The organism is Sphingobium sp. (genome assembly GCF_048594625.1).
In the GTDB taxonomy this organism is placed as follows: Bacteria; Pseudomonadota; Alphaproteobacteria; order Sphingomonadales; family Sphingomonadaceae; genus Sphingobium.
On the sequence record NZ_JBMDWL010000058.1, the window covers coordinates 13,477 to 28,978 of the forward strand.

Genomic DNA, 15,502 nt, shown 5'->3' on the forward strand with positions numbered 1-15,502 from the left:
CCAGAGCTTGATCTGACGGAGGTCATCCGCTTCGAAAATACGCTAGGCCCGGTCCCATGGAAAGGCCAGCGTCGGCCGATTGGCAAAGCGCGTCATCGCCAGCACCATTTCCACCCCGCATCCCGGCTCCAGCCGCAGCGTGAAGTCGCGCCCGCCAACCGGCACGGTTCGCCCATCCATCGTCACCGCATCGATCCGATGTTCGGCATAGGCGCCACCCTGCACCGTCACCGTCCGCGCCACCTTGCCCAGATTGACCAGCGTCACCTGCGTTTCACGATCCGCCATGCGCCCCACCAGCGCCGCGACATCGGCAGGCACCCCCGCCCGCCTTGCGACCGGATCAAAATAGCGCAACCGGCAATGCAGCGGCACGCCCCCCTGCGGCGGCGACGTCTTCGACCATGGCGGCCGCGCGATGTGCAGGCCGCCGGTCATCAGCTGCACCAGACTTTTGACGCTGGCCGGGTTGATGTCGATCGGCCAGTCCGCCAGTCGCGTCTGCGGCGTGGTGATGTCGCTTTCCCGCGCCTTCACCCGCTCCGCCACGCGCGCCATGTCCGCGCCCAGCGCCTGCACGGGATAGTCCGCATTGCGCCCTTCCAGAAAGGCGATCCACGGATCGTCCCCGGCAATTCCCCGGTCCTCCGCGCGCTGCGACATATACCAGATTTCAAAACAATTGGCGCGATACGCCCCCGGCTTCCACCCGTACCATCCATCCGCGTCATACATGCTGGGCGCGCTCAACACCCCGTCGATCTTTTTCGACGCATCGTTGATCCGTGCCGTCTGCCGCCGCCACAGGTCGATAAAGCCCATGTCCCCGCTCATCAGCAGGCCGCCCATGAAGGCGGTGATCGACCGGGGCACGCGGTTGCGATTTTCCCGCTCGCCTGTCTGCGGCACGACCGGGGAAAAGCCCCAGCCATAGACGCCCTTCCACCAATCTTCGCCGACCGTGCCGTCGGGCCGCACATGGCTGGGCAGCAGCCCGCCATTCTTTTCCGCCCGCTCCGCCCATGCGCTGAGGTAATCGAGCGCCCAGACCCGAAACCGATCGCCTCCGCCCAGCGCATAGGCGTTAAGGCCCAGCGTCGTGGCTTGCAGGTTCAGCGGATTGTCGCCGACCACATCGCCATATTCGGCATAGTGATCCAGCGTTTCCTGATAGCTCGTCTCGCCATGCTCCATATGGAAAGGGCGCGGATCGAACGGATCGCCCGCCCAGTCGAGCGGCGTCGCCTGCCGCAGCATCGGCCCGCGACTGCCGTTCAACAGGCTGCGCATCATCCGCCGCGCCGGGTCGTAATTGCGCACATCGGGATCGCGCCCGTTGTAGAAATCGGCATAGCGCTTCGTGCGCGCCAGCAACTTCACGTCGCGCGGGCTGGACAGGCCCATGACGTTGAAGCTGGTCAGCCCTTCCGCATTATGCTGCCAGTCCATCTGCACCGGAAATTCGCGGTGATACATGCCCTGCCGCGCGATCGGCACATCCTTCGTCCGCGCCGCCGTGAACTGTTTCAGATGCCCTTCCCAGAAACGCCCCGCCAATGTGCGGATATGATCATCACCGCCCAGCGCATGCAGGATGAACCAGTCGTTAGTCGCCTCAGCCGCATCGTCCGGCCCGTCATTCGCGCCCCAGCGCTCGAACACCTTCAGCCGGTCGCGCTTATCCACATAGGCAGCGTAAAAGGCCGCGCACGCGGCCGCATTGGCGTCCAGCAACTGCCGCTGCATCGTCGCCCATACAGGCGCCGCCATCGCCTTGTCCGCGACGATGGTCGGCGGCGCCGCGCGCAGCTGCGCCGGCAGGGTCAGCGCGGCCGTGCCTGCCAGAAAGGCGCGCCTATCCACCTTCATCGGACCCATCGGCATCAGGCCAGCTCCAGCCGACGGATCGGCCCCACGATCACGGTGAAGGCGAAGATGGTGAGCAGGCAATGCGCGCCCACGAACAGCAGCGCCAGATCGAAAGATCCGGTCGCCGCGACGATATAGCCGACCACGATCGGCGTCACGATGCCCGCGACATTGCCGAACATGTTGAACACCCCGCCCGACAGCCCCGCCAGCTGCTTGGGCGCGACGTCGGCCATCACCGCCCAGCCCAGCGACGCGATCCCCTTGCCAAAGAAGGCGACCGCCATCAGCGTCACGACCAGCCATTCGGCGTCCACCCACACGCAGGCGATGATCAGCGTGGCGAGCAGCATGCCCACCACCAAAGGCCCCTTGCGCGCCAGATCCAGCGACCCGGTGCGCTTCAATATCAGGTCCGAGAAATAACCGCCTGCAAGACCGCCCGCAAAGCCGCACAGCGCAGGCGCGGCGGCGGCGAACCCCGCCTCCATGATGTTGAGGCCACGTTCCTTGACCAGATAGATGGGAAACCATGTGACAAAGAAATAGGTCAGCACATTGATGCAATATTGGCCAAGGTAAATGCCCAGCATCATCCGGTTGGCCAGCAGCTGGCGGATATTGGCCCAGGTAAAGGTCGGCGCCTTGGTCGCCTGCGCCCGGCCATCGTCCATATGGATCAGGCCGCCGCCCGCCTCGATATGCGCCAGTTCCGCGTCGTTGACCGACGGATGCCGCGCCGGGCTGTGGATGAAGCGCAGGAACAGCGCCATCGCCACCAGCCCCAGCGCACCCATCACCCAGAAGACGGACCGCCATCCGAAATCATGGACCAGCCATCCCATCAGCGGCGCGAACGCGACGAGCGAGAAATATTGCGCGCTGTTGAAAACCGCCGACGCCGTCCCCCGCTCCGCACCGGGAAACCATGCCGCGACCAGCCGCGCATTGCCGGGAAAGGACGGCGCTTCAGCCATGCCGACCAGAAACCGCAGCGCGAACAGCATCGCCACGACCGACACCCCGGTGATCAGCCCCACCATCCCCTGCATCGCGGTAAAGACCGACCATGTGGCGATGGCGCCCGCATAGATTTTCTTGGTCCCGAACCGGTCCAGCAGCGCCCCGCCCGGAATCTGCGCTAGCACATAGGCCCATGCGAAGGCCGACAGGATGAAACCGGTCTGCACCGGCGACAATCCCAATTCGCCACTCGCTGCATTGCCCGCGATGGAGAATGTTGCGCGATCCGCATAGTTGATCGACGTGATGATGAAGATCAGCGCGATGATCCTGTGCCGCACATGGGTGGGCCGCCCGGAAAGCGGACGCGCTGTGGCGGAAATGGCGGCTGTGTCGGACAAGGATGCGCTCTCCTGAAGGCGTCGCCCATCTTGCGGGGCGATCAGAATGGATGGTGGAGGCTAGCCCGCCATCGCCCTCGCGTCCAAGTCCAAATGCGGCACGATCCAGTCCGATCTTGGCTCAATCTCGCCCCCACTGGTCGGCGCACCCCGCAATCTGTGCAAGCCTTGCATCGATCCATGCCGGATTGAGATTGGCCTTTTGCGCGCCGCCGGGTCTATCGAATGCTACCGATCCGGTCCCCAGAGGCCGGGCATAGTATAAGATGGGGAGAGGAAGCCATGACCGGCAACATGAAACTGAAATCCATATTGGGCCTGTCGAGCGCCATCGCCGCGGTCACCCTTGCCCCCCATGCGCTGGCGCAGCAGGATGCGCAGGCCCAATCGCAACAGACCCAGCCGCAACAGGCCCTCCCCCAGCAGGGACAGGGCGAAGTGGCCGACATCGTCGTCACCGGTTTCCGCGCCAGCCTCAACAGCGCGCTCAACGTCAAGCGCAACGAAACCGCCACGGTCGACGCGATCAAGGCGGAGGACATCGCCGAATTTCCCGACCTGAACCTTGCGGAATCGCTTCAGCGCATTCCCGGCGTCGCGATCAGCCGCGTCAATGGCGAAGGGCGCAACATTTCCGTCCGCGGCCTTGGCGCCGAATATACCCGCGTGCGCATCAACGGCATGGAAGCGATCGGCACTTCGGGCGGCACCGACAATTCGGGCGGCGTGAACCGTGGTCGCGGCTTCGATTTCAACATCTTCTCCTCCGACCTCTTCTCCAACCTGTCGGTGCGCAAGACGGCAACGGCCGATGTGGAGGAAGGGTCGCTGGGTGGCACGGTCGATCTTCAGACATCGCGTCCGCTCGATTATAAAAAGCCCACCGTCGCGCTGTCGGCGGCGGCCAGCTACAACGACCTTAGCGAAAAGACGACGCCGCGCCTGTCGGGTCTGGTCGCGACCCAGACCGACGATGGCCGTTTCGGCATCCTGCTGTCGGTCGCCTATGAAGAACGCAAGATCAAGGAAGAAGGCGCCAACATCACCCGGTGGAGCTATGGCGGCTTCAACAACGGCTTCAACGCCGCGTCCACCCTGCCGGGCTATACCATCGGCCAGATCAACAATAATAATCCCGACACCGCGCTGTTCCACCCGCGCATCCCCGGTCTGGTCAGCTACGACATATCGCAGCAGCGCCTTGGCGCGGCCGGCTCCATTCAGTTCAAGCCGACCGACCGCACGCTGATTTCCATCGACGGCCTCTATTCGCGGCTCGACGGCACCCGCAAGGAGGCGCAGCTTCAGGCGATCAGTTTCAGCCGGTCCGGCACCGGCAAGCCGCAGACGATCATCCGCGACGGCGTGGTCGATGAAAACAACAACATCATCAGCGGCCGGTTCGACAATGTCGATCTGCGTTCCCAGGCGCGCTACGACGTGCTCAAGACCGAATTCTACCAGTTCACCGGGTCGGTCGATCACCAGTTCACCGACCGGCTGAAATTTTCGGCCATGGGTGGCTATGCCAGTTCCGAATTTTCCAACCCCATCCAGACGACGGTGACGATCGACGCGATCAACACCGGCAATTTCCAATATGATTTCACCAGCCGTTTCCCGAACATCCAGCCGGGCGTGGACGTCGCCAATCCCGCGACCTGGAGCTTCATCAACGGCACATCGGAAGTGCGCATCCGCCCGCAAACCGTCAGCAACGCCTTCACCACGGCCAAGGGCCATCTGGAATGGGAAGCGATCGACGGCATCACACTCAAGGCGGGCCTGGACTGGCGCAAGTTCGAATATGGATCGACCGAACGCCGCCGCCTGTCGGGCGAAACCGTGGTCGCGCCGCTGACCGCCGCGCAACTGGCCGGCATGACGGTTCTGCATGACGGTTTCGGCAAGGGCCTCAATCTTCAGAACGGCACGCCGACCGCATGGGTCGTGCCCAACCTCGACGCCTTCATCGCGCAGGCCGGGGGCGGCATCTACGGCAACCCGCTCTACGCCACCGGCGGCATCGAAAATGCGACCGCGCGCGGCTCCTACATCAACGTGACCGAAGAAGACACCGGCGTCTGGGGCATGGCCCAGTTCAACCTTCAGGACCGGGTGGGCGTACCCATTCGCGGCGACATCGGCCTGCGTTACGTGAAGACCGACCAGTTTTCGACCGGCTATGCCAGCCAGGGAACGGCGATCAACCTCGTCACCGCCGACCGCAGCTACAAACGCTGGCTGCCCTCGCTCAACCTGGTCGGCAACATCACCGACAATCTTCAGGTCCGCTTCGCCGCAGCCAAGACGATCGCCCGCGCGGGAATCGCGTCGCTGACGCCGGGCGGCAACCTCAATGTGTCGGGCGGCAACCGCACCTACAGTTCCGGTAATCCGGATCTCAAGCCCACATCGTCCAAGAATCTGGACGTGTCGGTCGAATGGTATCCGATGCAGGGCGCAATCTATGCCATTTCCGGTTTCCGCAAGGACATCGGCAGCTTCGCCCAGACGTTGAGCGTCGGCGTGCCCTATAGCAGCCTCGGCCTGCCCGACGCGCTGCTGACCGGCACCACCGCGTCGCCCAGCGACATCTTCATCGTCAGCCAGCCCGTCAATTCGGACGGAGGCATCCTCAAGGGCTTCGAAATCAACGTGCAGCAGCCCCTCAGCTTCCTGCCGGGCTTCCTGTCTCACTTCGGCGTGCTGGCCAACTATACCTATGTCACGTCGAACATCGAATATTTGACGTCGGCGAACGGCGGCTCTTCGGTCACCGCGCCGCTGGTCGGCCTGTCGAAGCAGGCAGCCAACGCCACCCTCTATTTCGAAACCGACACATTCCAGATCCGCGGGTCTCTCGCCTATCGCTCCAAATATCTGACGGCGGTGCCGGGGACGGAAGGCAACGCCTATAACGGTACCAACAGCACGCTGAACCTTGACGGTCAGGCCAGCTACAACCTGACCAAGCGGATGAAGATCAGCGTGGAAGCGATCAACCTGCTCGATACCAAGAACGACCAGTTCGTGGACGAAACCAATCGCCTCAACGTGCTGACGCACAGCGGTCGCCAGTTCAATGTCGGGGTCCGCTACAGCTTCTGATCCACCCTTCCGCTGTAGTCCCCCTTCCTGCCGGTTGCCCCATGGGCAACCGGCATTTTCTTTACGCCGTCATCGCGCAAGGCCTCCTCCTCCGCCTGATGCATCAAAGACACAGCCGCCAAACTAGATCGAATCCGGAACGAAACTTTCTTGCGAGAGTGGGTTTGAGCGATCAGGGGACCGTTCCGTTCGTATCGTAACGCGAACGGTGGGACAGATCGCGCAAGGCGGCGTCCCGAAAATGACAGCGATCCGGCTCCCCGAGAACGCCGGAAGCCCAGGAGGAATATCATTATGCAGACTATCCGTTCCACCGCGTCCAGACTGCTTCTGGTCAGCACAGCGCCGTTCGCGCTGTTCGCCGGCAGCACATCGGTTCTGGCGCAGGATGCCCCGCAGGCGGCAGCCGATGAAAATCAGGCCGACATCGTCGTCGTCGGCACCGCAGGCGGCGGTACCCGCCGTCAGGACGCGGCCTTCGCCGTCACCAGCCTCAACGCAGACGCCATTTCCCGCGCCGCGCCCAACAGCACGGCCGACCTGCTGCGCACCATTCCGGGCGTCAGCGCCGAAAGTTCGGGCGGCCAGAACGGCGCCAACATCTTCGTGCGCGGCTATCCGTCGGGCGGCGATGCGCAGTTCGTCACCTTCCAGCTGGGCGGCGTTCCCTTCTTCCCGCCCTCGACCCTGTCCTTCCTCGAAAATTCGCAGCTGATCCGCCTCGACGAAACCGTCGAGCGCGTGGAAGCCGTGCGCGGCGGCACCGGTTCGCTCTTTTCGAACGGTCAGCCGGGCCTGACCGTCAACGTCCAGCAGCGCGAAGGCGGCCAGACGCTCAAGGGCTTCGCCAAGCTGTCCTACACCGATTATGATGAAATTCGCGGCGACGCCTGGATTTCCGGCCCGATCAGCGAAGACACGACCTTCATGGTCGGCGGCTATTATGCGCAGGGCAACGGCATCCGCGATCCGCAGTTCCGCGCTGAAAAGGGTGGTCAGATCACCGCCAACATCCGCCACGACTTCGGCGGTCGCGGCTCGCTGCTCATCTATGGCCGTTATCTGAACGATCATGGCCAGTGGCTGCTGCCCATTCCGGTCAACCAGAATGGCAGCAAGATCAGCCAGTATGCCAATTTCGACCATGGCACCGCCGCGCTGGCCGGTCGCGATGTCCGCGTCACCACCAACAATGCCGGTCGCACCGTCGATCTGGCCGACGGTCGCGGCGCAAAGCTCGGCAATTTCGGTCTCAGCTTCGACTATGAACTGGTCGACGGCCTCAACATCCGCGAACGCGCCAGCTATATGTGGGGCACGGCCAACACCATCGGCCTCGTCCCCACCGACGCACCGATGAGCGCGGCGGCCATGGCCACCACGCTGGGCGGCACCGGTTCGACCGTGGGCAGCCTGACCTACGCTTCGGGCGGCGGCGCCGTGGCAGCCGGCACGCAGGTCATGCGCGCTGGCATCTGGGACGTGCGCAAGCGGATCGACGCTTTCGTCAACGACATGGCGCTGGAATTCACCAGCGGCGGCAACAAGCTGACCGGCGGCTTCTACTTCTCCAACTACACCACCCGCGACAACTGGGCGCTGGGCAATGACGTTCTGCTGACCGCCGAACCCAATGCCCGCCGCCTGAACCTGACGCTGGGCGACGGCCGCGTGGCGACCCGCGACGGCTTCACGTCGGGCGCCAGCTTCCTGGTGAACGGCCGTTATGAAGGCAGCGACATCGCCTTCTACGCGGTGGACGAACTCCAGATCACCGATAAGCTGCGCGTCGACGGCGGCCTGCGCTGGCAGCGTCACGAAGTGTCGGCAGCCATCGCCACGTCGGGCGCGGCCTTCGATCAGGACGGCAGCGCTGCCACCCTCTATGACCGCACCGTTCAGCTCGGCGCAGCACGCGCGATCGACTATAACGCATCGCGCTGGTCGTGGACGGCAGGCGCCAATTACGACTTCACCAACCAGATCGGCGTGTTCGCCCGCTACAGCCGCGGCAACAGCTTCCCGCAGTTCGACAATCTGCGCGAAGGCCTGACCATCATTTCGAAGGTCGACACCTATGAAGGCGGTCTGAAAGTCTCGACCCCGCTGCTGAACCTCTACGCCACCTTGTTCCACAACAAGTTTGACGGTCTGGCGACGACCCAGATCATCAATGGCGTGCCCAATGAATCGGTCGGCGGCGCAAAAGCGACGGGCGTCGAACTGGAAGGCGTGATCCGTCCCTTCGCGGGCTTCAGCATCGCGGCGGCCGGCACCTATCTCGATGGCACCTACCGCGGCTTTTTCAGCGGCAACGGCACCATCGACAACACCGGCAACCGCGTGCAGCGTCAGCCTAAATGGATGTGGCGCGTGACCCCCAGCTACGAACTGGAGGTCGGGAATCTGCGTCCGTCCATCTTCGCCACGCTGCAATATACCGGCGACCGTTTCTCCGATCCGGAAAATCTCCAGCTGCTGCCCAACTATTATCAGCTGGACGCAGGCGTGTCGGTGGACGTCAACCAGCGCCTGAAGCTGGCCGTCACCGGCAACAACCTGACCGACGAGCTGGGCCTGACCGAAGGCAATCCCCGCATCATCGGGTCGCAGGGCGCAGGCACGATTCTGGCCCGTCCGATCCTGGGCCGGTCCTTCCGCTTCAGCGCGGCCTACAGCTTCTAAAGCATTCCGAAGTCGGCTGGCACAGCCGACGGCTCGCAGAATGCGGAAAGCAAAAGATAATGAGGGCATCATCCGATTCAATCTCATCGGATGATGCCCTGATAGGCTGACCGACGAAAAAGGGGCCGGGCGATCATCCGATCGCCCGGCCCCTTTTCATGTCCGCTTATTCGCCCTTTTCCAGATCGGCCGCTATGTCGGGATATCGTTCCAGCAGCGCGCTGGTCACGCCATTGGTCCATCCGAACCCGTCCTGCAGCGGATATTCGCCGCCGCCGCCGGGCTTGCGTTCCTCGACATCATATTTTTCCAGCATCTTGCCGGTCTGCGCATAGGCCGCCGCGACCGTCCCGATCCAGCGCCCGGCAATGTCGCGCGCCAATGCTTCCTGCCCGTTGCGGGCCAGCCCATCGATCGCCACCCATTGCAGCGGCGCCCAGCCATTGGGCGTGTCCCATTGCTGGCCGGTGGCGTTGGGCGTGGTGCGCAGCCCGCCGCTGCCCAACAGCTTCGCGCGCACCGTCGTCGCCACCGCGCTCGCCTGCGCAGGCGAAGATGCGCCCACGAACAGGGGGTACAGCGTCGCGGCGGACAGCACGGCCGTCGGCTTCTTCGCCCTGCTGTCCCAGTCGGCATAGCGGCCCTCTTTCCCGACCCACAGATAACGGTCGATCGCCGCCTTGCGCTTGCGCGCCAGTCCTGCAAATTCGCTGGCGCAGGCGCTGTCGCCCGCCTTTTGACAACGTACCTCGATCCGCTGCTCCATCGCCAGCATCAGGCTGTTGAGGTCCACCGGCACGATGTCGGTCGTATGGATCGTCGCGATCGTCCGCCCATCCCCAAACCAGCGCGACGTAAAGTCCCACCCGCTTTCCGCGCCCGCGCGCAGATGGCGATAGGTCACAGCCTTGTCGCCCTTCGCGTCGGCGGCGGTGGCAACATCCTCGGCATAGGATTCGTCGCGCGGCGTATTCTTGTCGTCCCAATAGCGGTTGAGCAGCGTGCCATCGGGCATCTTCACCACCCGCTCGCACGCGCCGGTCGGCTGCACGCAGGATGCGCCCTTCATCCAATAGGCATATTCGGCCCGCAACGCCGACAGTTGCCGCGTGGCGGCCTCAGCGCTCTCATCCTTCGACAGGTCCAGCATCATCGCATAGAATGGCGGCTGCGACCGGCTGAGATAATAGCTGCGCATGCCATTGGGGATATGGCCGTAAATCTCGATGGTGGACGTGAAATCCACCAGCATGCTTTCGATCAGCGGCTGCTGCCCGTCGACTGCCAGCCCCAGCATGGTGAAATAGCTGTCCCAATAGTAAATCTCGCGGAACCGTCCGCCCGGCACCACGAACGGCGCGGGCAGCGGCAGCGCGGAACTGCCCGCCTTGCGCTCGACGGGCTGGCGCACCAGCGTCGGCCACAGGTTGCGCACATGGCTACGCAGGTTCGACGCGCCATGATCGTTGACGCCCGGCACCAGGAAATGGCGCAGCACGAATGCCTTCAGCGCGTCCTTGCCCTGCGGCTGTTCCTGGCGATAGGCCACCATGATCGCATCGGGGTCCGACCGCGGCACCGCGTCGACGAACGTCTTGCCGTCGGGAAACAGTTTTTCCAGCTGGATGCGTTCGAACAGGGGGCCGTAAATATCGGCCGGTGAGGATTGCGCCGTCGCCTGACTTCCCAGAGCGATCAGGGAAACGAGACCGGCAGCAACGAAGGATTGCCATTTTGTCATGGCTCCTCTTTCGAACCCTCCGCCCCGCTTTGCAACGGCAAATCGGCGGGCGCGGCGCGCGTCATCGCCATGCGCACATGGCCCAGCTTGTCGGGGTTGCGCATCATATAAATGGCGACGATCCTGCCGTCCCGCACATCCAGCGCCGTGGTCTGGAGCACGCTCGCCCGATCGATGCTGACATATCCCGGCAGGCCATCGATCATCGCCGTACGCAGCAGCACCGGCACCGGCACCTGTTTGCGCCGCTGGGACTTGAACAGGCGGATCGCCCGCTCCGCGCCATGGATGACATTGTGGAACGCGATCACCTTGCCCCCTCCATCGGCATGGATCTGCACATCCCGCGCCAGCAATGCGGACAGCGCCGCCGCATCGCCATCGCGCGCGGCGATGAAAAATGCCGACGCAATCCTGTCCGCTTCCGCCGCCCCGACCGGGTATCGTGGCCGCTCCGCCCGCACATGCCTGCGCGCGCGCGACGCCAGTTGCCGCACGGCCGCCGGTTCGCGCCCCAATATGGCCGACACCTCAGTCAGCGCGACGTCGAAGATGTCGTGCAGCAGGAATGTCGCGCGTTCCAGCGGGGACAGCCGCTCCATCGCCATCATCAGGCTCAACGTCACATCGTCGGCGATCCTGTCCTCGGCCTCTGCCGGCTCCATCAGCGGTTCGGGCAACCACGGCCCGACATAGACCTCCCGCCGCGCCCGCGCCGATTTCAACTGGTCCAGGCACAGCCGCGTCACCACCCGCGTCAGATAGGCGGCCGGACTGTCCACCCCGCCTTCCACCCGCTCCCAGCGTAGCCATGCATCCTGAACGACATCCTCCGCCTCGGCGAGCGACCCCAGCATGCGATAGCCGATCCGCAGCAGCCGTGGCCGCTCCGCCTCGAAATCGGCGATATGCTGGTCTTGCGCCATAAGCAGGGCAGGCTCCTCTACCGGCAACGTCTTCCTCATCTGGACATGACGACGCAATCCCCGGCAAGGTGACATGCCCAAAAAATCATCCCGTCCGTAATCGCCCTATGTCACATCCGCCATCCCTGAATCGTCATGTGGTCAGACGCCGACACCGGCGCTTTTGAAAGGAAGACGATCCCATGACCGCTACCAAACGCCTGACATGGTATGAAGTCGCGCCCGACGCTGCAAAGGCGCTGTTCGGGGTGCATCATTATGTCACCCAGAAAACGGACCTGCCTGAAGAACTGATCCATCTGGTTTTCCTGCGCGTGTCGCAGATCAATGGCTGCGCCCATTGCATCGATCTGCACACCCGCGACCTGGGCAAAACCATGGCTGCCGACAAAATCGCGCTCGTGCCGGTCTGGGAAGAGGTGCCCCATCTCTTCTCCGACCAGTATCGCGCCGCGCTCGCCTGGGCCGAAGAGGTCACCAATGTCAGCGAAACCCACGCGTCTGATGCCGCCTATGCCGCCGCTGCGGCCGCGTTCGGCGACAAGGATCTGGTCGATCTGACGGTCGCCATCGCCGCGATGAACGCCTTCAACCGGCTCGGCGCGCCCTTCCGCCTGCCGGTGGCGGCAAAGGCCTGACATCGTGCCGGCGGCGCGGGCCTGACCGGCGGCAACATGTGGCTGGCGCGGCGGCTTCCATCCCGCCGTGCTGGCTGCCGGCATCATCATCGGCGTCATGGTCCTGATCTGGATCGTCACATCGGCCAGATCGCGGGGCGGACAAGCGCGAACGACCTGACATCCGCCCCCCCTTTTCTGTCGTGGATTCCCGTCCCTGCTCCGTTGAACGAAGGGACTATATTTCACGGCAGGGGGCACATCATGACATCCAATTGCTTTGCAAGGCTGGCGCTCGCCACATCGCTGCTGACGCTCGGCATGGGCATCGGCACAGCCAGCGCCGCCACCGCGCCGGACGACGCCTCCTTCCGCGCCATGCTCAAGGAAATGGTCGAAACCGACAGCAGCGTCGATTCCGGCAGCTGCACCACCGTGGTCGAAAAAATCGCCGCCCGCATGAAGGCGGCGGGCTATCCTGAGGCCAATCTCCACCTCTTCGTGCCAGAAGGCCAGCCCAAGGCGGGCGCGCTGGTCGCCACCTATCCCGGCCGCGATCCAAAGCTGAAGGCCGTGCTGATGCTGGGCCATGTCGATGTCGTCAACGCCCGCCGCGCCGACTGGACCCGCGACCCCTATGCCTTCATCGAAGAGGACGGCTATTATTATGGCCGCGGCGTCGCCGACATGAAGGCGCAGGATGCGATCTGGATCGACAATCTCCTGCGTTTCAACGCCGAAAAATACAGGCCCCTGCGCACGATCAAGATGGCGCTAACCTGTGGGGAGGAAGGCGGCGGCTTCCTCAACGGCGCAAAATGGCTGGTCGACAATCAAAAGGATCTGGTGGACGCCGGCATTGCCCTTAACGAAGGCGGCTATGGCGAGCTGGATGCACAGGGCAACCGCATCGACCAGACATTTCAGGCCGCGCAAAAGGTCGTGATGCAATTCACGCTGGAAACCACCAATCCGGGCGGCCACTCCTCGCTCCCGCGTCCGGACAATGCGATTTACAGCCTAGCCCGCGCGCTCGAACGCCTCAGCCAGTTCGACTTCCCGGTGCAATATATCGACGCCAATCGCGGCTATTTCACGAAAATGGCAAAGATCGTGGGGGGTGAGGAAGGCGCGGCCATGACTGCCATCGTCGCCGACCCGACGAACAAGGCGGCGAACGACCTGCTCAACAAATCCCCCAGCTATCATTCGATGCTGCGCACCACCTGCGTCGCGACCCTGCTGAATGCGGGCCATGCCGCCAACGCCCTGCCCCAGCGCGCGACCGCCACGGTCAACTGCCGCGTCATCCCCGGGGTACCGACGGACGATGTGCTGGCGACGCTGGTGAAGGTGGTCGACGATCCGCAGGTAAAGGTCACCGCCATGCGGACCTACCGCGCACCCAATCCTGCACCGGTGACGGACAGGATCATCGGCCCCGCGATCAGGGTGTCGCAACAGGTCTGGCCGAACCTGCCGGTGGTGCCGCACATGGCGACCGGCGCAACCGATGCGGTGACGATGAACGCGGCGGGCATCCCGACCTATGGCGTATCGGGCCTGTTCCGCGACCCCGACGGCAATGGCGTCCACGGCCTCAACGAACGTATCCGTATCCGCTCCGTCACCGAAGCCCGCCAGTTCCTCTACGGCCTGGTGAAAGCCTATGCCGATCAGAAGGATTGAGGGGGGCTAACCGTCCACTCCCGTCACCAAAACGGCCGGGACGAAGCCCCCTCCCTCCCGGCCGCCTGCCATGGTTCAATAGCCCACGGCATAGCCCATTCGCCGCGGGTCCGCGCCCGCCATGCGCGCCCCCGACGCATCGGCCAATATCCCCTGCACGCTGCCGATCGCATAGGGACCGACCTTCTCGATCCTGTGCCCCATCGCGCTCAGCTCCTGCAGCACCGGATCGGCAAAGCGCCCCTCCGCCTGCACGGTGATCGCCGCGCCGGGCCTGTAGAAATTCGGTTCCGCATCCAGCGCGAAGCGCGGCGCCTCGATCGCTGCCTGTATCGGCAGGCCACGGTCGATGACCTGCACCAGAAACTGGAACTGCGTCTGGCCGATCGTCTCCCCGCCCGGCGATCCGAACACCAGCTTCAACCGCCCCTTGTCCAGCACGATGGTTGGCCCATTGCCCAGCAACGCGATCTTGCCGGGCGCGACTTTATTGGGGTGCCCGGCATAGGGCGCGGACGATCCCAGCCGCAGCCCGTTATTGAACAATATGCCGGTATTGCCCATCACCATAAATGTGCCGAACCCGCCGCCCACGGTCGTGGTGACCGCAATGGCATTGCCGTCCGCGTCCACCGCCGACAGGCTGGTCGTGTCCCCGCCGCGCGTGCGATCCCCCTGCTGATCGCGCCACGCCGACTGATCGAACCCGGCGATCTTCGCCCCTTCGGGATAAACGCCCGCCTTCATCGGATCGATCAGTGCGCGCCGCTGCGCCGCAAACGCCTTGGACAGCAGCATCTCCACCGGCGCCTTCGCGAAGTTGGGATCGGCGGCATAGCGATAGACATCGGCCTTCGCGACCTTGATCGCCTCGATCAGCAGGTGCGTCAGTTGCGGCCCGTCGGCGGGCAGCGCCGCCAGATCAAAACCCTCCACCAGATTGAGCTGCTCGCAAACCTCCAGCCCGGTGCGCGACGTCAGCGGACTGGCATAGACATCCAGCCCGCGATAATTGGTCGTGACCGGGTCATGCCATTGCGGCTGATAGGCTTTCAGGTCATCGAGCCGCAGCCACCCGCCAGCCTCCGCCGAAAAGCGCGCAAATTCCTGCGCGATCGGCCCGGTGTAGAAATAGTCATAGGCCGCCTGCAACGCCCGGTCGCGATCCGCCCCGCCCTTGCGCGCCTTCGTCTCCGCGTCGGCCAGCGCCTGGAACGTCCGCGCCAGATCGGGATTGCGGAACAGGGATCGCGCTGCTGGCGGCTGTCCGCCGGGCAGGAATATCGCCGCGCTGGTGGGATAGAGCGCCAGCGTCTTTTGCGCCCGCGTGATGAAATTGGCGATGGACGCGTCCAGCGGATGCCCGTCCCGCGCATAGCCGATCGCCGGTTCCAGCAACGTCGCCAGCGGCAGCTTCCCGAACCGCCGCGCCAGCGCGATCCACCCGCCGAACGCGCCCGGCACGGTCAGCGCCTTTGGCCCATGGTCCAGCGCCCTGGG

Annotated in this window: 9 protein-coding genes; 4 read left to right on the plus strand and 5 right to left on the minus strand. The window is 64.1% G+C overall.

Annotation, left to right across the window (positions count from 1 at the left end; translation table 11 throughout):
• Nucleotides 1–42 precede the first annotated feature (42 nt).
• Together ACOJSJ_RS07240 and ACOJSJ_RS07245 are read right to left on the minus strand one after the other, a co-directional pair.
• Entirely contained in the window at nt 43–1,869 is a 1,827-nt protein-coding gene (locus ACOJSJ_RS07240; RefSeq protein WP_420144313.1) for a hypothetical protein, read from the minus strand.
• Between the two features lie 14 nt (nt 1,870–1,883).
• Entirely contained in the window at nt 1,884–3,233 is a 1,350-nt protein-coding gene (locus ACOJSJ_RS07245; RefSeq protein WP_420144314.1) for an MFS transporter, read from the minus strand.
• A gap of 282 nt (nt 3,234–3,515) precedes the next feature.
• On the opposite strand from ACOJSJ_RS07245, the gene ACOJSJ_RS07250 reads away from it, so the two are divergent.
• Both ACOJSJ_RS07250 and ACOJSJ_RS07255 read left to right on the plus strand, forming a co-directional pair.
• Nucleotides 3,516–6,344 (plus strand): TonB-dependent receptor, encoded by a 2,829-nt coding sequence (locus tag ACOJSJ_RS07250; RefSeq protein ID WP_420144315.1) that lies wholly within the window; start codon nt 3,516–3,518, stop codon nt 6,342–6,344.
• Nucleotides 6,345–6,638: 294 nt separating this feature from the next.
• A complete protein-coding gene (locus tag ACOJSJ_RS07255) occupies nt 6,639–9,029 on the plus strand; it encodes a TonB-dependent receptor (RefSeq protein ID WP_420144316.1) in 2,391 nt (796 codons plus the stop codon).
• Between the two features lie 166 nt (nt 9,030–9,195).
• Here ACOJSJ_RS07255 and treF read toward each other — a convergent pair whose 3' ends face one another.
• Entirely contained in the window at nt 9,196–10,770 is a 1,575-nt protein-coding gene (treF, locus tag ACOJSJ_RS07260; RefSeq protein WP_420144317.1) for an alpha,alpha-trehalase TreF, read from the minus strand.
• The gene (locus ACOJSJ_RS07265) at nt 10,767–11,696 is read right to left on the minus strand and encodes a sigma-70 family RNA polymerase sigma factor (protein ID WP_420144318.1); all 930 of its coding nucleotides are present in this window, start codon (nt 11,694–11,696) and stop codon (nt 10,767–10,769) included. Before ACOJSJ_RS07265 ends, treF begins: the two co-directional genes overlap by 4 nt.
• Before the next feature lie 182 nt (nt 11,697–11,878).
• On the opposite strand from ACOJSJ_RS07265, the gene ACOJSJ_RS07270 reads away from it, so the two are divergent.
• Nucleotides 11,879–12,334, plus strand: a complete 456-nt coding sequence (locus tag ACOJSJ_RS07270; protein WP_420144319.1) for a carboxymuconolactone decarboxylase family protein — start codon at nt 11,879–11,881, stop codon at nt 12,332–12,334.
• A gap of 243 nt (nt 12,335–12,577) precedes the next feature.
• Nucleotides 12,578–14,002, plus strand: coding sequence for a M20/M25/M40 family metallo-hydrolase (locus ACOJSJ_RS07275; RefSeq protein ID WP_420144320.1), 1,425 nt, complete (start codon nt 12,578–12,580; stop codon nt 14,000–14,002).
• Nucleotides 14,003–14,077: 75 nt separating this feature from the next.
• On the opposite strand, the gene ACOJSJ_RS07280 is transcribed toward ACOJSJ_RS07275, so the two are convergent.
• Nucleotides 14,078–15,502, minus strand: a 1,425-nt coding sequence (locus tag ACOJSJ_RS07280; protein ID WP_420144321.1) for a gamma-glutamyltransferase family protein, incomplete at its 5' end; no start/stop codon positions are given.

Bases quoted from the DNA above. Each gene is read 5' to 3' on its own strand.
- ACOJSJ_RS07240 (WP_420144313.1), bottom strand. From the start codon at position 1,869: ATGAAGGTGGATAGGCGCGCCTTTCTGGCAGGCACGGCCGCGCTGACC.
- ACOJSJ_RS07250 (WP_420144315.1), top strand. From the start codon at position 3,516: ATGACCGGCAACATGAAACTGAAATCCATATTGGGCCTGTCGAGCGCC.
- ACOJSJ_RS07255 (WP_420144316.1), top strand. From the start codon at position 6,639: ATGCAGACTATCCGTTCCACCGCGTCCAGACTGCTTCTGGTCAGCACA.
- treF (WP_420144317.1), bottom strand. From the start codon at position 10,770: ATGACAAAATGGCAATCCTTCGTTGCTGCCGGTCTCGTTTCCCTGATC.
- ACOJSJ_RS07265 (WP_420144318.1), bottom strand. From the start codon at position 11,696: ATGGCGCAAGACCAGCATATCGCCGATTTCGAGGCGGAGCGGCCACGG.
- ACOJSJ_RS07270 (WP_420144319.1), top strand. From the start codon at position 11,879: ATGACCGCTACCAAACGCCTGACATGGTATGAAGTCGCGCCCGACGCT.
- ACOJSJ_RS07275 (WP_420144320.1), top strand. From the start codon at position 12,578: ATGACATCCAATTGCTTTGCAAGGCTGGCGCTCGCCACATCGCTGCTG.